At 51.0% G+C, this 18,862-nt stretch carries 17 protein-coding genes; 12 read left to right on the top strand and 5 right to left on the bottom strand.

Annotation, left to right across the window (positions count from 1 at the left end):
- Positions 1-5: 5 nt before the first annotated feature.
- Positions 6-2,369: a glycoside hydrolase family 31 protein gene (locus SBG_RS03800; RefSeq protein WP_000854247.1), complete on the top strand. Its 2,364-nt coding sequence runs from the start codon at positions 6-8 to the stop codon at positions 2,367-2,369.
- A 116-nt stretch (positions 2,370-2,485) separates the two neighbouring features.
- Here SBG_RS03800 and SBG_RS03795 read toward each other — a convergent pair whose 3' ends face one another.
- Positions 2,486-4,078 (bottom strand): ABC-F family ATPase, encoded by a 1,593-nt coding sequence (locus tag SBG_RS03795; RefSeq protein WP_000961438.1) that lies wholly within the window; start codon positions 4,076-4,078, stop codon positions 2,486-2,488.
- A gap of 218 nt (positions 4,079-4,296) precedes the next feature.
- Between SBG_RS03795 and ldtB the strand changes: the two genes are divergently transcribed.
- Positions 4,297-5,217, top strand: a complete 921-nt coding sequence (gene ldtB / locus SBG_RS03790; protein ID WP_001056410.1) for a L,D-transpeptidase — start codon at positions 4,297-4,299, stop codon at positions 5,215-5,217.
- Between the two features lie 72 nt (positions 5,218-5,289).
- On the opposite strand, the gene SBG_RS03785 is transcribed toward ldtB, so the two are convergent.
- A complete protein-coding gene (locus SBG_RS03785; RefSeq protein ID WP_000761378.1) occupies positions 5,290-6,402 on the bottom strand; it encodes an anion transporter in 1,113 nt (370 codons plus the stop codon).
- A complete protein-coding gene (gene mntR, locus SBG_RS03780) occupies positions 6,399-6,872 on the bottom strand; it encodes a manganese-binding transcriptional regulator MntR (protein ID WP_000091025.1) in 474 nt (157 codons plus the stop codon). Before mntR ends, SBG_RS03785 begins: the two co-directional genes overlap by 4 nt.
- Before the next feature lie 185 nt (positions 6,873-7,057).
- On the opposite strand from mntR, the gene mntS reads away from it, so the two are divergent.
- Entirely contained in the window at positions 7,058-7,186 is a 129-nt protein-coding gene (gene mntS, locus SBG_RS03775) for a manganase accumulation protein MntS (protein ID WP_001001757.1), read from the top strand.
- Positions 7,187-7,449: 263 nt separating this feature from the next.
- Positions 7,450-9,030 carry a phosphoethanolamine transferase gene (locus SBG_RS03770; RefSeq protein ID WP_001054639.1) on the top strand — a complete coding sequence of 527 codons (1,581 nt, stop codon included), beginning with the start codon at positions 7,450-7,452 and terminating at the stop codon, positions 9,028-9,030.
- A gap of 61 nt (positions 9,031-9,091) precedes the next feature.
- Here SBG_RS03770 and ompX read toward each other — a convergent pair whose 3' ends face one another.
- Positions 9,092-9,607: an outer membrane protein OmpX gene (ompX, locus tag SBG_RS03765; protein ID WP_000716762.1), complete on the bottom strand. Its 516-nt coding sequence runs from the start codon at positions 9,605-9,607 to the stop codon at positions 9,092-9,094.
- Positions 9,608-9,960: 353 nt separating this feature from the next.
- Between ompX and rhtA the strand changes: the two genes are divergently transcribed.
- The 6 genes from rhtA to ybiO all read left to right on the top strand — a co-directional run bounded on the left by rhtA (position 9,961) and on the right by ybiO (position 16,763).
- Positions 9,961-10,848, top strand: coding sequence for a threonine/homoserine exporter RhtA (rhtA, locus tag SBG_RS03760; RefSeq protein ID WP_001119561.1), 888 nt, complete (start codon positions 9,961-9,963; stop codon positions 10,846-10,848).
- Positions 10,849-11,137: 289 nt separating this feature from the next.
- Positions 11,138-11,641 carry a DNA starvation/stationary phase protection protein Dps gene (gene dps / locus SBG_RS03755; RefSeq protein ID WP_000100806.1) on the top strand — a complete coding sequence of 168 codons (504 nt, stop codon included), beginning with the start codon at positions 11,138-11,140 and terminating at the stop codon, positions 11,639-11,641.
- A 471-nt stretch (positions 11,642-12,112) separates the two neighbouring features.
- A complete protein-coding gene (gene glnH, locus SBG_RS03750; RefSeq protein ID WP_000843878.1) occupies positions 12,113-12,859 on the top strand; it encodes a glutamine ABC transporter substrate-binding protein GlnH in 747 nt (248 codons plus the stop codon).
- 176 nt (positions 12,860-13,035) lie between these two features.
- Positions 13,036-13,695 carry a glutamine ABC transporter permease GlnP gene (glnP, locus tag SBG_RS03745; RefSeq protein WP_001159051.1) on the top strand — a complete coding sequence of 220 codons (660 nt, stop codon included), beginning with the start codon at positions 13,036-13,038 and terminating at the stop codon, positions 13,693-13,695.
- Positions 13,692-14,414, top strand: a complete 723-nt coding sequence (glnQ, locus tag SBG_RS03740) for a glutamine ABC transporter ATP-binding protein GlnQ (RefSeq protein WP_000569092.1) — start codon at positions 13,692-13,694, stop codon at positions 14,412-14,414. Before glnP ends, glnQ begins: the two co-directional genes overlap by 4 nt.
- Before the next feature lie 120 nt (positions 14,415-14,534).
- Entirely contained in the window at positions 14,535-16,763 is a 2,229-nt protein-coding gene (gene ybiO, locus SBG_RS03735; protein ID WP_001267689.1) for a mechanosensitive channel protein, read from the top strand.
- Here the strand turns inward: ybiO and rlmF are convergent.
- Entirely contained in the window at positions 16,760-17,686 is a 927-nt protein-coding gene (rlmF, locus tag SBG_RS03730) for a 23S rRNA (adenine(1618)-N(6))-methyltransferase RlmF (RefSeq protein WP_001275952.1), read from the bottom strand. The genes ybiO and rlmF overlap by 4 nt on opposite strands.
- A 237-nt stretch (positions 17,687-17,923) precedes the next feature.
- Between rlmF and SBG_RS03725 the strand changes: the two genes are divergently transcribed.
- Both SBG_RS03725 and ybiJ read left to right on the top strand, forming a co-directional pair.
- A complete protein-coding gene (locus SBG_RS03725; protein WP_000146333.1) occupies positions 17,924-18,190 on the top strand; it encodes a DksA/TraR family C4-type zinc finger protein in 267 nt (88 codons plus the stop codon).
- 284 nt (positions 18,191-18,474) lie between these two features.
- Positions 18,475-18,735 carry a DUF1471 family protein YbiJ gene (gene ybiJ, locus SBG_RS03715; protein ID WP_000849093.1) on the top strand — a complete coding sequence of 87 codons (261 nt, stop codon included), beginning with the start codon at positions 18,475-18,477 and terminating at the stop codon, positions 18,733-18,735.
- Positions 18,736-18,862 lie beyond the last annotated feature (127 nt).

The following is an 18,862-nucleotide window of genomic DNA, read 5'->3' as shown; positions in this document are numbered from 1 at the left end:
TAAACATGAAAACGCTAAAAAATTGGATAGTGCAAAAGCAGTTCCCCCACCATATCGAATTGCTGGTCGACGGCCAACATACGCTGTGTCTCTATGTGCTGGAGGAGACTCTGTTTCGCGTCCTGGTAAAACGTAAGGGCGAACTGGCGCTGAACCGCACCTGGAGTATCGCTCCCGTGGAGGATGTACCGTGGGAAGGCCGCAGGCGAGAAGACCTTAGCGGCTTTACTCTGCCCGCCTGGACACTACACCAGCAGGACGGCACGCTCATTGTCGCCACCGAATCGCTGCGCGCTACCATCCACCAGCCGCTGTGGATTGAGTGGCACTATCGCAACGACGAAGGCAAATGGCAACCGTTGGTGAATGACCGTCCCACCAGCGCTTATCTGCTCAACGCCCACGGCGACGGCGTCGCCCACTACCAGAGCCGCCGCCTGGATGAACGTTTTTATGGTCTGGGCGATAAAGCGGGCGATCTGCAACGTACCGGCAAACGCTACGAAATGCGCAATCTTGATGCAATGGGTTACAACGCCGTCAGCACCGACCCGCTGTACAAACACATTCCATTTACTATTACCCGCCGCGATGACATCAGCTTCGGCTTGTTTTATGACAACCTCAGTAGCTGCTGGCTGGATCTGGGCAACGAGATAGACAACTACCACACCGCCTACCGCCGCTGGCAAGCAGAAGCAGGCGATATTGACTACTACCTGTTTACCGGCGAGCGTGTGCTTGACGTTACCAAAGCCTTTGTACGCCTGACAGGGAAAACGCTGTTTGGGCCAAAATGGAGTCTGGGCTATAGCGGTTCGACCATGCATTACACCGACGCGCCAGACGCGCAGAACCAGTTGATGAATTTTATTCGTCTGTGCGACGAGCACGCCATTCCGTGCGATTCCTTCCAGCTCTCTTCAGGTTATACCTCAATTAACGGCAAGCGCTACGTATTCAACTGGAACTACGACAAGGTGCCGCAACCGAAGATAATGAGCCAGGCATTCCATGACGCGGGGATGCATCTGGCGGCCAACATTAAACCGTGTCTGTTGCAGGATCACCCACGCTATCACGACGTAGCGGAACAGGGATTATTTATCCGCGACTCTGAAAGCGATACCCCGGAACGCTCCAGTTTCTGGGATGATGAAGGTTCCAATCTCGACTTTACCAACCCGCAAACTATTGCCTGGTGGCAGAACGGCGTTACCACGCAGCTGCTGGAGATGGGCATTGACGCGACCTGGAACGATAATAACGAGTTTGAGGTGTGGGACGGCGAAGCACGCTGCCACGGTTTTGGCAATGAGGTCGCTATTAAACACATTCGCCCGGTCATGCCGCTACTGATGATCCGCGCGTCGCTGGAGGCACAACAGCGCTTTGCACCGACGAAACGCCCGTATTTAATCTCCCGCTCCGGCTGTGCCGGGATGCAGCGCTACGTCCAGACCTGGAGCGGCGATAACCGCACCAGTTGGGATACCCTACGCTACAACATTCGCATGGGACTTGGGATGAGCCTTTCCGGTCTGTACAACCTGGGCCATGATGTTGGCGGTTTCTCCGGGGATAAACCAGACCCGGAACTGTTTGTGCGCTGGGTACAGAACGGCGTGATGCATCCGCGTTTTACTATCCACTCATGGAACGACGATCATACGGTCAACGAACCGTGGATGTATCCGGACGTCACACCAGCAATTCGCCACGCTATTGAACTACGCTACCGTCTGTTGCCCTACTTCTACACTCTGTTATGGCAAGCGCACGCTGACGATGAGCCGATGCTACGACCTACTTTTCTCGACCATGAGCACGACGCGCAGACTTTTGAGGAGTGCGACGATTTCCTGCTGGGACGCGATATGCTGGTCGCCAGCGTCGTCTCACCAGGGGAGCGCAAGCGCCGCGTCTGGCTGCCAGCTAACCAAACCGGTTGGTATGATTTCTACACCAGCGCATGGTTTAGCGGCGGTCAGTGGATTACGCTCGACGCACCGCTGGAAAAACTACCGTTACTGGTACGCGCAGGCGCGGGTCTGCCGCTGAGCGATCGCATCGCCTACGTGAAGGCTGCCGCAGATACCAGCCGGGAGCTAAAACTGTTCCCGGTGAAAGGCGCTGGCGTATCATCAGGGTTGCTGTTTGAGGATGACGGCGAATCATGGAGATATAAGGAAGGCCATGCGCTGTGGCTGGAATGGGAGATGACCTGTACCGCAACGACGATTGATCTGACAATAAACACGCGCGGCGATTATCGTCCGGCGTGGAAAGCATTGAAAGTATCATTACCGGCCGAAGAAAAACGCACACTGCGGGTCAACGGCGAAGACCGGCGGGAGTGGATACGGTAAACATTCCCGGGCAGCAGAGTGGCGTCGCCTTACCCGGTCTACGATCCAAAATACGTAGGCCCGGCAAGCACAACGCCACCGGGCATGAGTTTTATCTACGTAGCCCAGGCAGGAAATTACTCTATCCCTTTACTACGCAAATAATCGTCATAGTTGCCGCTAAAGTCCACTACACGCTCCGGCGTAATTTCAATGACGCGGGTCGCCAGTGAACTGACGAACTCGCGGTCATGGGAAACAAAAATCAGCGTGCCCTGATACAATTCCAGCGCCATGTTCAGCGATTCGATAGATTCCATATCCAGGTGGTTGGTAGGTTCGTCCATGACCAGGATATTCGGCTTTTGCATCATTAACTTGCCGAACAACATACGGCCCTTCTCTCCCCCGGACAGTACCTTCGCCGGTTTTTTGATATCGTCCTGACTAAATAACAGACGTCCCAGAATACTGCGCACCGCCTGTTCGTCATCGCCTTCCTGTTTCCACTGACTCATCCATTCAAACACTGTCAGGTCATTTTCGAACTCGTATTCATGGTCCTGAGCGTAATAACCAATACGGGCGTTCTCCGACCATTTAACGGTGCCCTGATCGGCATCCAGATCGCCGACCAGGGTCTTCAACAGCGTAGATTTACCCACGCCGTTAGTGCCGAGTACCGCCAGCTTTTCGCCCACTTCAAGCAGCAAATTGACCTTTTTAAATAGCGGACCGTTATCAAAGCCTTTTGTCAGAGCTTCCACTTCCAAAGCATTACGGAACAGTTTTTTATCCTGCTCAAAACGGATAAACGGGTTCTGACGGCTGGAGGCTTTCACCTCTTCCAGTTTAATTTTATCGATCTGACGCGCGCGTGACGTTGCCTGACGCGATTTAGAGGCGTTGGCGCTAAAACGGCTGACGAAAGATTGTAGCTCAGCAATTTGCGCTTTTTTCTTCGCATTATCGGCCAACAGGCGTTCACGCGCCTGGGTCGCCGCCGTCATATACTCATCATAATTACCCGGATAGACGCGCAGATCGCCATAATCCAGATCTGCCATATGCGTGCAGACCATGTTCAGAAAGTGGCGGTCGTGCGAAATGATGATCATTGTACTGTCGCGATCGTTCAGCACCTGTTCCAGCCAACGGATAGTATCAATATCCAGGTTGTTGGTTGGTTCGTCGAGCAACAGAATGTCCGGGTTAGAGAACAGCGCCTGCGCCAGCAGTACACGTAACTTCCAGCCTGGCGCGACCTCGCTCATCGGGCCATAATGCTGTTCCTGTGGGATACCCACACCCAACAGCAATTCACCCGCGCGCGCCTCGGCGGAATAGCCGTCCATCTCGCCGTATTTCACTTCAAGATCGGCGACTTTATAGCCATCTTCCTCGCTCATTTCCGGCAGGGCGTAGATGCGGTCACGCTCCTGTTTTACTTCCCACAGTTCGCCATGCCCCATAATAACGGTATCCAGGACGGTGAACGCTTCAAAAGCGAACTGGTCCTGACGCAGCTTACCAATGCGCTCATTCGGATCGAGAGAAACGTTGCCCAGCGTCGGCTCAAGGTCGCCGCCGAGGATTTTCATAAAAGTGGACTTTCCGCTACCGTTGGCGCCGATCAGGCCGTAACGGTTGCCGCCGCCAAATTTGACGGAAATATTTTCAAACAGCGGCTTACTGCCGAACTGCATGGTAACGTTGCTGGAAACTAACACAGGCTTATCCTGAAAAAAGATGTGACAAACCGCTTATTATGCCACAAGTCTGAAATAAGATCGCGCCCGACGACAACGGGCTACACTGAACCCTAAGGGAAAAAACATGATTTCGTACACATCTGAATTCCCTGTTTACGGGAATGCACCTATAATGCGCTCCCAACATGACAGAATTCTCAACCCACTAGCCTGTTTGACACAGAATCTCGCATAACATGAATATGAAATTAACAACGCTTCTTGCGGCGGCTTTCGCTGTAGTTGGTTTTTGTAAAACAGCGTCAGCTGTCACTTATCCGCTGCCTACCGATGGTAGTCGTTTAATTGGGCAAAACCAGGTCATCACCGTTCCAGAGGGCAATACCCAGCCGCTGGAGTATTTCGCCGCGGAATATCAGATGGGGTTGTCTAACATGCTGGAGGCCAACCCTGGCGTGGATACTTTCCTGCCGAAGGGGGGAACCGTGCTGAACATTCCGCAACAGTTGATCCTGCCGGATACCGTACACGAAGGTATTATTATCAATAGCGCGGAAATGCGCCTTTATTACTATCCGAAAGGTACCAATACCGTCATCGTCCTGCCGATCGGTATCGGTCAGTTAGGTAAAGACACGCCTATCAACTGGACGACCAAAGTTGAACGTAAAAAAGCCGGCCCAACCTGGACGCCGACGGCAAAAATGCACGCTGAGTATGCCGCCGCTGGCGAGCCGCTGCCTGCTGTCGTCCCTGCGGGTCCGGATAACCCGATGGGGCTATACGCGCTGTATATTGGCCGTCTGTACGCTATTCACGGCACTAACGCTAATTTCGGCATCGGGCTTCGCGTGAGCCACGGTTGCGTGCGTCTACGTAACGATGATATTAAGTTCCTGTTTGAGAATGTGCCGGTCGGCACTCGCGTGCAGTTTATCGATGAACCGGTAAAAGCCACCACCGAGCCGGACGGCAGCCGTTACATTGAAGTGCATAACCCGCTCTCGACGACGGAAGCACAGTTTGAAGGCAAAGAAGCGGTGCCGATCACGCTCAATAAGAGCATTCTGGCGGTTACCAACGAGCCGGACGTCGATCAGGCCGTCGTACAACAAGCGGTTCAGGATCGTTCCGGAATGCCGGTTCGTCTGAACTGATAAGCTTAGCGCCGGGCGAGGGCTACTGCCATCCCCGGCCTACCAAACCCGATAAACACGGTCGGGCTTCTCTCACGATATCAGTTGTAATAATCCATACCCCACCAGCGCAGCCCAAACCAGCATTGGCAACGAATAAAGGTGAAATCGCCACCAGATTCGGCGATCGTTTGCCATCCGTAACGCAATGAGATTTGCCAGCGACCCCGGCAGCAGGCCAAAACCGCCAATATTCACCGCCCATGCCAGAAGTATCGACGCGGGCACATAGTTCAGCAGTAAAATGGTACTGGGTACATTACTGATAATTTGCGACAGGCCTATAGCAGTGAGCCAAAGCCCTGGCTGAGACAGCGTACCAACCTGGTTGAAAACCCCCTGAAGGGCGGGCAGTTGCGTCAGCAGATGTACATCAATAAACATCGCCATAAACACCAGCAACAGCGTCCAGTCCACGCTAACGATCACTTTGCGCGCCAGCACGATAAACCCGGCCGCCACAAATATCAGCCCCCATAACTCTTGTCTGAATTCCAGCGCGGTAAGAAAAACGAGATATAATCCCAGACAACTCCACACCAGACGGGGCTGCCACTGCGGCGAACGCGTGCCGGTATGGTACTGTAACACTCGCCCCGGAAAACAAAACCAGCACAGGAGGAGTAGGGTTAACATCATCATGACGGCAAGCGGCGCCATTTGTTCGCTAAATTCAGCAAATGTTAAGCCAGATCGTCCCCACAACAGAATGTTTTGCGGATTGCCGACAGGCGTCAGCAGCGAACCGGCGTTCACCGCCAGCGCTTCAAAAATGATCAACCGGTTGATCGGGATGGCGCACAGTTTTTTCAATGTCATCGTCAGTGGCACCACGATAAACAGCGCGACATCGTTTGTCAGGAAGGTCGACAGCGCCGCCGCAGCCAGTACCATGAACATCGCCAACTGCCGCTCGGTAGTAAAACGGCGCGTCATCTTGCGTCCCAGCACATCAAAATAGCCGCTTAACTCAACGCCTTTGGTGAGCAGCATTAAACCACTCAGCGTGATAATGGTATGCCAGTCGATCGCGTCAGGCCAGGCGCGAGGCGTAAAAGGAACAAACAGGCTTAACGCCATGCCAACAATGATCAACAGTTGAAAAAAACGATCGCGGCGCAATGCCCGTAAAAAAGCCAGCTTCATTCTCCAGGCGTTCCATACTGTTGCGTAAAGGCCAAAAAGGCATCTAATGTTTCCTGGCTGACATGATGTTCCATCCCTTCCGCATCGCGACGCGCAATTTCCGGGCTTACGCCTAACACCAGCAGAAAGTTTTCGACTATTTGATGCCGCTCACGGCTTTCCTGCGCCAGTTTTTCCCCTTCCGATGTCAGAAAAACACCGCGCCAGGGGATCATTTGAATGTATCCCAGGGAGGCCAGGCGCTTAAGCATTTTGGCCACGGTCGGCTGGGAAACGCCAAGCCGCGCCGCCATATCCACCTGACGCGCTTCCCCTACCTCGATAATTAAATCGGAAATCAGCTCAACGTAGTCGTCTATCAACTCACGGCGATGCGCTTCCCTGACCTGACGAAACCCTTCAACGTGCTCTTCTACGTTTACCAATTGCGTCACTTTTTTTGTTGTTGGCGTACCTGCGCGACGACTCATTTTGCTTCCTCGTTTCTGTGACACGTTACCGCGTCAGCTGACAGAGCGCTCATTGTAAACCAGAGTTGTCCTGGCACAAAAAATTAACGTTTTAGCAATAGCTATAAAACATAGCCTGTGCTATATCTGTATGTAATACAGACATCCCTCACGGAACGATGGGATAACGCCATCAGGAGGTCTATATGAACGAGTTTAAGAGGTGTATACGCGTGTTTAGCCACTCTCCCTTTAAAGTCCGGTTGATGCTGCTTTCTATGGTGTGCGATATGATCAATGGCAAACCAAAACAGAATACCCCGTCAGCAAAATAACGCGGCGTCGCGGTACGCCGCTTCATGTCGTATCCCTCAGGAAATAGCGCCCATTGCCCTTGTTTTTTGTGGTTTTGCTATTCTCTTCGCAAAACATTTCCTTCCCGGCGGTTGACCTTCGTTCCCGCACGCTCTATCTTCTGGCAGCCCTGAATATTTTGCGACTCGCCGTTGCGAACCCGATACGCTTTTTTATGTATAATCAGGCAGGTAACGACCCTTCGCGCCAGGGTTAGCACATGGCGTTTTTGCAATAGTGGCATATGAATTTAACCCTTATCGATTCCCTTCTCGCTCGTCGTCGGGCTATGAGCCCATGGGCGGGCCTCTACTTTTTGCAGTCCCTGCTGATTAACCTCGCGCTTGGCTACCCCTTTAGCCTGCTTTATACCGCGGCGTTTACCTGCCTGTTACTGCTACTCTGGCGCTACCTGCCCCGTGGACAAAAAGCGTTACTCGGCATCTGTTCGCTGGTGGCTGCTTTCTATTTTCCGTTTGGTCAGGCTTACGGCGCGCCGAATTTTAATACGCTACTGGCGCTACATTCCACCAATGTAGAAGAGTCGACCGAAATCCTGACCCTATTTCCGTGGTATAGCTACCTGACAGGCTTTTTCATTTGCGCACTGGGCATAATTGCCATTCGCCGCAAAAAAGAGGAGCCCAGATCGCGCTGGAATAGCGCAGATAGCCTGTGTTTGCTGGTGAGTGTTGCGGCATTTTTTGTCGCGCCGGTACAAAATCTGGCCTGGGGCGGTGTTTTTAAGGTGATTGATACCGGCTATCCGGTCTTTCGCTTTGCAAAAGACGTTATCGTTAATAATACCGAGGTGATTGAAGAGCAGCAGCGTATGGCGCAGTTATCCAGCCTAAAGGATAGCTGGACCGTCACCGCGGTAAAACCTAAATACCACATCTATGTAGTGGTGATTGGAGAAAGCGCCAGGCGGGACGCGATGGGCGCCTTCGGTGGCCACTGGGATAACACGCCCTTCGCCAGCCATGTGAACGGTGACTTCTTTATGGATTACATTGCCGCCAGCGGTTCAACGCAAAAATCGCTCGGCTTAACATTAAACCGCGTGGTAGATAACAAACCGCAATATCAGAATAACGTTATCACTCTGGCCAATCGTGCCGGCTTTCAGACATGGTGGTTTTCTAATCAGGGGAAAATCGGCGAATATGACACCGCGATCGCCAGTATCGCCAAACGCGCCGATGAGGTACATTTTCTGAAAAATGGCGATTTTGAAGCGGATAAAAACACTCGCGACGACGCTCTGTTAACCATGACGGCGCAGGTACTGGCCACAGAACGCACGCAGCCGCAGTTAATGGTATTGCATTTGATGGGCTCACATCCTCAGGCTTGTGACCGTACTCAGGGAAAATACGTGACGTTTGTCCAGTCGAAAGAAACGTCTTGTTATTTATATACGATGACGCAAACCGACGATTTGCTCCGCAAGCTCTACACGCAACTTCGTCATAGCGGCAACAGTTTTTCGTTAGTCTATTTTTCCGACCACGGGCTGGCGTTTAAAGAGCGCGGCAAAGCAGTGCAGTATCTGGCGCATGACGACAAATTCCAGCAGAATTTCCAGGTGCCATTTATGGTGTTATCCAGCAACGACAAAGCACACAGGATCATTAAAGCTCGCCGTTCCGCGAACGATTTCCTGAGCTTTTTCTCACAGTGGACGGGGATTAGCGCTAAAGAGATCAAAAACCGCTATCGCTTTATCTCAGAGCAGAACGCCGGGCCTATTTATATCACCAATTTCAAATTACAGAAGGTAGACTATAACCATCTGGGTACGGATATTTTTTCGAAAAAATAGCGCCCGTCCAGGCAAAAAAAATCCGCCCCGAAAGGCGGATTTTTCATTTTCACCGAAGTGATTAGAAGCGGTAACCCACGCCAGCGATCCAGGTGCCTACGTCAACGCTACGAATACGGCTCTGCTCATAAGAGAAGTCCAGCGCAACGTTTTCCATCGGGTTGAACTGCAGACCCGCGCCATAGGAGAAGCCATAATCGCTGGTGTCATGTTTGTAGGTTGGGTAGTCAGTCGTCTGGAATTTACCGTAACCCACACCGACCACACCGTAGATGCTCGCCCAATCGTTCAAACGATAAGCCGGGCCAGCCGTGATACCGTAGTACTGGCCTTTGTTGTAATCGCCCGCACCGTTAGTACGATCTTTTTCGGTGTAGGTGAAGGAGCCGATTACGCCCAGCGGGTTGTCATCCTGCTCGTAACGATACTTCAGGTTGAAACCGTTCATTTTATTCGCTACGCCCTGCGCATCGCTCTGAGCGTAGCCACCCGTAACGGTAGAAGTAGCAGCTACAGCAGTACCTGCGGAAAAAGCCAGAACAGCGGCCAGTGCTGAAAGACATGCAATTTTTTTCATAACCACCTCAAATGTGCTTCAAGTAAGTCCTAAGTTTTAAATATATCAAAAATTAATGGGAAACTCTTTGCGATTCACGGTGTCTAAGAGCGCCTTTCATGTAACAGAACGTTTCCATACCCCGCTATCTTATTCAATTAACATCATTTTTCCGGTTGATTGCACCAATAATGCGCGTCAGGCGCAACACATTCATCCAGATTATTCCTAAACTATCAGCCTATTTATCCATCAATTTAAGTCCATTTTATGTAATCCTGGAAATTTTTTTTCAACGAATCCTAAACTGCCACGGGGAATTTCCATTACACTGCCACCTTTACTCGTACTGACATTTTTTGACAGGAGAAAGGATGCCGGGGTCGACACGTAAACTACCAGTCTGGTTGCCCATTTTGGTCTTGCTCATTGCCATGTCCTCTATTCAAAGTGGTGCTTCGCTGGCAAAATCATTGTTTCCCCTTGTTGGCGCACCAGGCGTAACGGCGCTTCGTCTGGCTCTGGGAACGCTTATCCTGATGACCTTTTTCAAACCCTGGCGGTTGCGGTTTGCGAGAGAACAACGGCTGCCTTTACTGTTTTATGGTCTGTCGCTGGGCGGGATGAACTATCTTTTCTACCTGTCAATTCAGACGGTGCCATTGGGTATTGCGGTCGCGCTGGAATTTACCGGCCCCCTTGCGGTTGCGCTGTTTTCATCCCGCCGACCGGTAGATTTTATTTGGGTAGTCCTGGCGGTGCTGGGCCTGTGGTTCCTGCTGCCGTTAGGACAAGATGTCTCTCATGTTGATCTGACCGGTGCTGCATTGGCGCTCGGCGCTGGCGCCTGTTGGGCTGTCTATATCCTTACCGGCCAGCGGGCCGGCGCGGAGCATGGGCCGGCGACGGTCGCGGTAGGTTCGTTGATTGCGGCGATTATTTTTGTGCCTGTTGGTGCAGTCCAGGCCGGTGACGCACTATGGCACTGGTCAATTCTTCCCTTAGGGTTAGCGGTAGCGGTGCTCTCTACGGCGCTGCCTTATTCACTGGAAATGATTGCGCTGACGCGTCTGCCCACCCGTACTTTCGGTACGCTGATGAGCATGGAGCCCGCGCTTGCCGCCGTTTCGGGGATGATTTTTTTGGGCGAAACGCTTACGGGCGTACAGATCATGGCCCTGTGTGCCATCATTGCCGCCTCTATGGGATCTACCTTAACGATTCGACGCGAGCCGCAAATTACACAGATTGACGTAAAATAATTTCTTATTCTGCATGATGTGCATAATCATGCAGAATATCATCGCATTATACTCGGTTATTATCGCATTATTACTGCGTCATATTTTTCTCATTTTTACATTAAAATGAGAATTATTACCCGCCCAACAACACATTTTCATAACCATCTGATTAATATAAATAATTAATATTAAACCTTATCCGCACTATTAAAGTGATAGGTAAATTCAGAAAAGCAAAGTGAAAACCCGGTGCTATACTTAGTGTCGTTAATTACCTGGGACACAAACATCAAGAGGATATGAGATTATGAGTACCGCTAAACTGGTAAAAACAAAAGCGTCTAATCTGCTTTATACCCGTAACGATGTATCAGAGAGCGATAAAAAAGCGACAGTGGAGTTGCTTAATCGTCAGGTGATCCAGTTCATTGACCTGTCTTTGATCACAAAACAGGCCCACTGGAACATGCGCGGTGCTAACTTTATTGCCGTACATGAGATGCTCGATGGCTTTCGCACTGCACTGACCGATCATCTGGACACTATGGCTGAACGCGCTGTGCAGCTTGGCGGCGTAGCGTTAGGTACAACTCAAGTTATCAACAGCAAAACGCCGCTGAAGAGCTACCCGCTGGACATTCACACTGTACAGGATCACCTGAAAGAGTTGGCGGATCGTTATGCTGTAGTCGCTAATGATGTTCGCAAAGCTATTGGCGAAGCAAAAGATGAAGACACTGCCGATATCTTTACCGCCGCATCACGCGACCTGGATAAGTTCTTGTGGTTTATCGAATCTAATATCGAATAACGCTTTTTCTCCCTGAAATATGCCAGGTGGCAGGCAAGCAACTATGCGCCGCAGGGAACTTCGCCAGATGCTCGCCTAAAGTTTAACGACTATGCCACTTGAAATACGATAGAAGTATCAGTATCCCTTTTACCCCTGCCCCGGCAGGGGTTTTGCACTTAAATGGTGCGCACTTCTTATCCACTCCGCCCTTAAAAGTGAATAATTTGTAATAATTACCTCACACAATCGTTAATTAAAGATTGTTTTAGCAACAATTTTTACGCTAAATAGTTCTGGTGTTTATACGCTGTTATTCATGCACTACATTAGCGCCCCAATTTGGTGCGGGATGCTGATTTTGCCCAACTCATTGTGCACAGGAATGATTCACGCTTCTGTTAAAACAACAGGTTACAAAATTGGCATGATTTTTTCATTACGCTAAATGTTCTCGCAGGGGATCGCCCCGTGGATAGAAAAGGAAATGCTATGAAGTCTGTACTCAAAGTTTCTCTGGCTGCACTTACCCTGGCTTTTGCCGTGTCTTCTCACGCCGCGGATAAGAAACTCGTTGTGGCAACCGATACGGCGTTCGTCCCGTTTGAATTTAAGCAGGGCGACAAGTACGTTGGCTTTGATGTTGATCTATGGGCCGCCATCGCGAAAGAACTGAAGCTGGACTATACCCTGAAGCCAATGGATTTCAGCGGCATCATTCCAGCGCTGCAAACCAGGAATGTCGATCTGGCTCTGGCAGGTATTACGATTACTGATGAACGTAAAAAAGCGATCGACTTTTCCGATGGTTACTACAAAAGTGGTCTGTTAGTGATGGTCAAAGCTAACAATAACGACATTAAAAGCGTCAAAGATCTGGATGGCAAAGTCGTTGCCGTGAAGAGCGGTACCGGGTCAGTAGACTATGCGAAAGCCAATATCAAAACCAAAGATCTGCGTCAGTTCCCGAACATTGATAATGCGTATATGGAATTGGGCACCAACCGCGCAGATGCTGTTCTGCATGATACGCCGAACATCCTGTACTTTATCAAAACCGCCGGTAACGGCCAGTTCAAACCAGTAGGCGAATCACTGGAAGCACAGCAATACGGGATTGCCTTCCCGAAAGGCAGCGATGAACTGCGCGAAAAAGTCAACGGCGCGCTGAAAACATTGCGTGAAAATGGCACCTATAACGAAATCTACAAAAAATGGTTCGGTACAGAACCTAAATAAATCGGCCTGACGCAGGTTTGTTGTCGGTAATACGACCGTTTATCGGATCTACAGATTCTCTCCTGGAGAAATAAGACGCATGGCGTCGCTATCCGGCAACAAGCCTGTGATTTTCGCTTCATCTGCGAACCGGATGGAGCATTTGATTATTTATACTACGGTAACAGGAACGACATATGCAGTTTGACTGGAGCGCCATCTGGCCCGCCATTCCGCTTTTGATTGAGGGCGCTAAAATGACCTTGTGGATCTCGATCCTCGGTCTGGCGGGCGGCCTTGTTATTGGACTGGCGGCAGGATTTGCCCGTACATTTGGCGGCTGGATAGCCAACCACATCGCACTGGTTTTCATTGAAATCATTCGCGGCACTCCCATCGTTGTCCAGGTCATGTTTATCTATTTTGCCCTGCCGATGGCATTTAATGATTTGCGTATTGATCCGTTTAGCGCGGCGGTTGTGACGATCATGATCAATTCCGGCGCTTATATCGCGGAAATTACCCGCGGCGCGGTGCTGTCGATTCACAAAGGTTTCCGTGAAGCAGGACTGGCACTGGGCCTTTCACGTCGGGAAACCATCCGCCATGTTATTCTGCCGCTTGCTCTGCGCCGTATGCTGCCGCCGCTCGGTAACCAGTGGATCATTAGTATCAAGGATACCTCGCTGTTTATTGTTATCGGCGTAGCCGAATTGACCCGTCAGGGCCAGGAGATCATTGCTGGTAACTTTCGCGCACTGGAAATCTGGAGCGCCGTGGCGGTGTTCTATTTGATCATTACGCTGGTACTGAGCTTTATTTTGCGTCGTCTTGAAAGAAGGATGAAAATCCTGTGATTGAATTTAAAAACGTCTCCAAGCACTTTGGCCCAACCCAGGTGCTGCATAACATTGATTTAAACATTCGTCAGGGCGAAGTGGTAGTGATCATCGGCCCTTCCGGTTCGGGGAAATCCACGTTGTTGCGTTGTATCAACAAACTGGAAGAGATCACCTCCGGCGATCTGATTGTCGATGGTCTTAAAGTCAACGATCCTAAAGTAGACGAACGGCTGATTCGCCAGGAAGCCGGCATGGTGTTTCAACAGTTTTATCTGTTCCCACATCTGACCGCGCTTGAGAACGTCATGTTCGGCCCGTTGCGCGTGCGTGGCACGAAGAAAGAAGAAGCAGAAAAACAGGCGAAAGCACTGTTAGCGAAAGTTGGCCTGGCGGAACGGGCGCACCACTACCCTTCCGAGCTTTCCGGCGGCCAGCAGCAGCGTGTCGCCATTGCCCGAGCGTTGGCTGTAAAACCGAAAATGATGCTGTTTGACGAACCGACCTCTGCTCTGGATCCTGAATTACGTCATGAAGTGCTGAAAGTCATGCAGGATCTGGCAGAAGAAGGTATGACCATGGTCATCGTCACCCATGAAATCGGCTTTGCTGAAAAGGTGGCTTCACGGCTGATTTTTATCGATAAAGGCCGTATTGCCGAAGATGGTAGTCCCCAGGCACTGATCGAAAATCCGCCGAGCCCGCGTTTACAGGAATTTTTGCAGCACGTCTCCTGATGTATCCCCCCCTTCCTGCCCTGTGGCAGGAAGGGCTTCCTGGAATCATCCCATTTCATTTTCCCTCTCCTCGGCCATCTATACTTAATGCTTTGCGTCTCTTTTCTCACTGGAGGAGTCATGCGGTGGACCCTGTTCATCCTTTTTTGTCTTCTGGGCGCGCCTGCTCATGCGGTCGCGATACCCGGCATAACCACGGGAACGTCAACCAATCAGCAAACGTCGACTACGCCGGAACCCAGCCCTGAACAAAAAAAAGCGGCCTATGCGGCCCTGGCCGACGTACTGGAAAATGAGGCCTCGCGAAAGGCCTTAATCGCGCAACTACGCGAAGCTTCAACGACACCGCCGACCGAACCTGCGCCAGTGATTACGCCACCGGCAACTAAAGATGAGAAAACGGTACTGGAGAACGTTACCACTATCACCCGCCAGTATGGCGATGCTTTCGCCACCCGATTTGCCCAGCTTTACCGTAACATCACCGACGCGCCACACAAACCGTTTAACTCGCAAACCTTCACCAACGCGTTAACCCACTTTTTATTTCTGGCGGGGGCGGTATTCGGTCTTTATGGCGCGATACGGCTTTGCGCCCTGCCGCTGTATCGAAAAATGGGCCAGTGGGCACGAAAGAAAAACCGGGAACGCAGCAACTGGCTACAGCTTCCGGCGATGATTGCTGGCGCATTTATTATCGATCTCCTGCTGCTGGCGCTCACGTTATTTGTCGGTCAACTGCTCAGTGATAATTTCCATGCCGGAAGTCAAACCATCGCCTTCCAGCAAAGTCTGTTCCTGAATGCCTTCGCGCTGATTGAGTTCTTTAAAGCAATTCTACGGCTGATATTTTGTCCTAATGTACCGGAATTACGTCCATTTACGATTCACGACGCAACGGCGCGTTACTGGAATCGCCGTATCAGTTCGCTGAGTAGTTTAATTGGCTACGGACTGATTGTTGCCGTGCCGATTATTTCGAACCAGGTGAATGTTCAGGTCGGGGCGATGGCGAACGTGGCGATCATGCTCTGCATCACCATCTGGGCGCTGTACCTGATCTTTAAAAACAAGACTGAAATTACGCAGCATTTGTTAGGCCTGGCGGAACGATCATTAGCCTTTTTTAGTCTGTTTATTCGCGCTTTTGCTCTGGTGTGGCACTGGTTGGCCAGCGCTTACTTTATTGTGCTGTTTTTCTTCTCGTTATTTGACCCGGGCAATAGCCTGAAATTTATGATGGGCGCAACCGTACGCAGTCTGGCGATTATTGGTATCGCCGCGTTTATCTCCGGCATGTTTACCCGCTGGATAGCCAAAACCATTACGCTGTCACCCCATACGCAACGCAATTACCCGGAACTGCAAAAGCGGCTTAACGGCTGGCTCTCCTCCGCGCTGAAAGTTGCACGCTTTCTGACCGTCTGCGTGGCTATCATGCTGTTGCTCAACGCCTGGGGACTGTTTGATTTCTGGCACTGGCTGCATTATGGCGCCGGGGAGAAAATGGTCGATATTCTTATCCGGATCGCGTTGATTTTGTTCTTCTCTGCCGTAGGCTGGACGATTCTTGCCAGTCTGATTGAAAATCGCCTGGCTTCCGATATTCATGGCCGCCCGCTACCCAGTGCCCGCACACGAACCCTGCTGACGCTGTTTCGCAACGCATTAGCGGTCATTATCAGTACCATTACCATCATGATTGTGTTATCGGAAATTGGTGTCAATATCGCGCCATTGCTGGCTGGGGCTGGCGCGTTAGGTCTGGCTATCTCTTTTGGTTCGCAAACCCTGGTGAAAGATATTATTACGGGCGTCTTTATCCAGTTTGAAAACGGGATGAATACTGGCGATTTAGTTACCATAGGTCCGCTGACGGGGACGGTCGAAAGAATGTCGATTCGCTCTGTTGGCGTAAGGCAGGATACCGGGGCATATCATATTATTCCGTGGTCTTCGATCACCACTTTCGCCAATTTTGTGCGGGGTATCGGTTCCGTTGTCGCTAATTACGACGTGGATCGCCATGAAGATGCGGATAAAGCGAATCAGGCACTGAAAGATGCGGTTACGGCGCTCATGCAAACGGAGGATATTCGCGGGCTGATTATCGGCGAACCCACGTTCGCCGGTATTGTCGGCTTAACAAATACGGCGTTTACCCTACGCGTATCGTTCACCACCTTACCACTCAAGCAGTGGACGGTGCGTTTCGCCCTTGATAGCCAGGTGAAAAAGCACTTTGATCTGGCCCATGTTCGCGCACCAGTACAAACATATCAGATTCTGCCCGCTCCCGTTAACGGCCCGGCGCCTGATTCACTGCCGCCGCGCGAGCCAACGATTTAGCGTTTACGGGTGATAAAACGGCGACGCTGATCGTCATCCATAAAGGTCCAGGCAATAAAGCGGCTTTGCTTTTGCCCCTGGGCCATCTCTTTTTTCACCACCTTCACCGCGCCTACCGCCGTCAGCGCCCGGTAAAGCGGCGGTAAATTTTCGCCACGCGAGACCAGTGTCGTAAACCACAACACCTGACGGCGGAAAGTTTGGCTTTCGGCAATCATTTTTTTAATAAAGGCGACTTCGCCGCCTTCACACCATAATTCCTGCTGCTGGCCGCCAAAGTTAAGCGCATCGTCTTTGTTCTGCCCCAGATTACGACGTTTGCGCTCGCTACCGGCACGGGCCGCTGCGGCGGAATCATGGAAAGGCGGGTTACAAAGCGTCGCGTCATAATATTCATTTTTATGAATGATGCCGGTAAAAATGGCTGCCGGATCGTGTTGACGGCGCAGACGAATCGCGCGGCTTAACCCCGTATTCGCCTGTATGATGGCCTGCGCACTGGACATCGCCGCGTCGCTAACCTCACTACCGGTAAATCGCCAGCCATATTCATGTACGCCGATAAGCGGGTAAATACAGTTGGCGCCCACCCCCACGTCCAGAATAGTGGCCTGGGTCGGTATGCTACCCGTTGCCTCGCCAAGCAAATCTGCTAAATGATGAATATAATCTGCACGGCCTGGCACTGGCGGACATAAAAAACCTTCCGGAATGTCCCAATGCGCAACCGCATAAAAATGTGCCAGCAACGCTTTATTGAGCGCTTTTACTGCCTGCGGATTCGCAAAATCGACGCTCTGTTCGCCGACGGGCGTACGGATAAGAAATGCCGTCAATTCCGGAGTGGTCTGACATAAGGCAGCAAGATCATAGCGGTGTTGATGACGGTTACGCGGGTGTAAACCCGGTTTCTGGGCAGACATAACATTCTCCTTTTAGCAGCGGCGTAAGATACCCGTATAACGCCACGGGGTAAATATACCGACGCGAATTCCTTCCAGCGGCTTTGCCCCGGCCCCGCGTTCCCGTTCCCGTTCCCGTTCCCGTTCCCGTTCCCGTTCCGTTTGGCATTTTTATGGTCTGAAAAAGTTGTCCAATACGATTTTCGCGCAGGACGGCGCTACACTTAAAGCGTGTCCCCATAAAATGAGGAGAGCGTTATGGCATCCGGCTGGGCAAATGACGACGCTGTAAATGAACAAATCAACAATACTATTGAAGATGCTGTCGCCCGGGCGCGTGGCGAACTACCGCATGGCGAAAGCCGCTATGAATGCGAATCTTGCGGCGACCCCATTCCCGAAGCGCGGCGTAAAGCGGTGCCTGGCGTTCGGCTATGCATCGCCTGTCAACAAGAGAAAGATTTACATAATGCAACATTTTCAGGATATAATCGCAGAGGTTCGAAAGATAGTCAGTTACGCTGACTTTTCTTTACTCAACTCGCCAGGATTATCCATTCCTTTACGCGCATGATTTTTAGCATTCTGCGTCGCAGAATGTGCCGTTAAACCCGGCTATGTAAATCGCTATGACAAGAACAGTAAATACAGATAATGTATTAATTAATAATCAATAGGTTATTTGTCATTCAAAAATTTTGAGCAAAGCCGTCAATTCTATTCGATTTTATCTTTCGCAGAATACCGTGATACTCATCACATCGACGAAACAACGTCCCATAAACAGAATAACCTGCGAGAGATTAACCATGAAAACCATTAAATATGCTGTTGCAGCTATCGCGCTTTCCACCCTTTCTTTTGGCGTTTTTGCTGCAGAACCCGTTAGCCCATCTCAGGCACAACATCTGCACAAAATCGGCGTGGTTTCTGCCGATGGTGCCACCACGCTGGACGGCCTGGAAGCCAAACTGGCCGAAAAAGCCGCAGCCGCTGGCGCAAGCGCCTATAACATTACCTCCGCCATTGGTAATGACAAAATGAGCGGCACCGCGGTAATTTATCAATAAGTTATCTGTCCGTCAGAATTCAGGCGGTAACATCGCTGTGGTCTGAATTCTGGTGGGTATTACCCTCGTCTGTTTGCCAACAGACCCACTGCTCCAACCCTCATTAACCCTGTTGTTACCCTTATTT

The organism is Salmonella bongori NCTC 12419, from assembly GCF_000252995.1.
Taxonomy (GTDB): domain Bacteria; phylum Pseudomonadota; class Gammaproteobacteria; order Enterobacterales; family Enterobacteriaceae; genus Salmonella; species Salmonella bongori.
The sequence above is the reverse complement of the archived record's forward strand: the minus strand, read 5'-3'. Positions and strand labels throughout refer to the sequence as shown.

Bases quoted from the DNA above. Each gene is read 5' to 3' on its own strand.
- SBG_RS03800 (WP_000854247.1), top strand. From the start codon at position 6: ATGAAAACGCTAAAAAATTGGATAGTGCAAAAGCAGTTCCCCCACCAT.
- ldtB (WP_001056410.1), top strand. From the start codon at position 4,297: ATGAATATGAAATTAACAACGCTTCTTGCGGCGGCTTTCGCTGTAGTT.
- SBG_RS03785 (WP_000761378.1), bottom strand. From the start codon at position 6,402: ATGAAGCTGGCTTTTTTACGGGCATTGCGCCGCGATCGTTTTTTTCAA.
- mntR (WP_000091025.1), bottom strand. From the start codon at position 6,872: ATGAGTCGTCGCGCAGGTACGCCAACAACAAAAAAAGTGACGCAATTG.
- mntS (WP_001001757.1), top strand. From the start codon at position 7,058: ATGAACGAGTTTAAGAGGTGTATACGCGTGTTTAGCCACTCTCCCTTT.
- SBG_RS03770 (WP_001054639.1), top strand. From the start codon at position 7,450: ATGAATTTAACCCTTATCGATTCCCTTCTCGCTCGTCGTCGGGCTATG.
- ompX (WP_000716762.1), bottom strand. From the start codon at position 9,607: ATGAAAAAAATTGCATGTCTTTCAGCACTGGCCGCTGTTCTGGCTTTT.
- rhtA (WP_001119561.1), top strand. From the start codon at position 9,961: ATGCCGGGGTCGACACGTAAACTACCAGTCTGGTTGCCCATTTTGGTC.
- dps (WP_000100806.1), top strand. From the start codon at position 11,138: ATGAGTACCGCTAAACTGGTAAAAACAAAAGCGTCTAATCTGCTTTAT.
- glnH (WP_000843878.1), top strand. From the start codon at position 12,113: ATGAAGTCTGTACTCAAAGTTTCTCTGGCTGCACTTACCCTGGCTTTT.
- glnP (WP_001159051.1), top strand. From the start codon at position 13,036: ATGCAGTTTGACTGGAGCGCCATCTGGCCCGCCATTCCGCTTTTGATT.
- ybiO (WP_001267689.1), top strand. From the start codon at position 14,535: ATGCGGTGGACCCTGTTCATCCTTTTTTGTCTTCTGGGCGCGCCTGCT.
- rlmF (WP_001275952.1), bottom strand. From the start codon at position 17,686: ATGTCTGCCCAGAAACCGGGTTTACACCCGCGTAACCGTCATCAACAC.
- SBG_RS03725 (WP_000146333.1), top strand. From the start codon at position 17,924: ATGGCATCCGGCTGGGCAAATGACGACGCTGTAAATGAACAAATCAAC.
- ybiJ (WP_000849093.1), top strand. From the start codon at position 18,475: ATGAAAACCATTAAATATGCTGTTGCAGCTATCGCGCTTTCCACCCTT.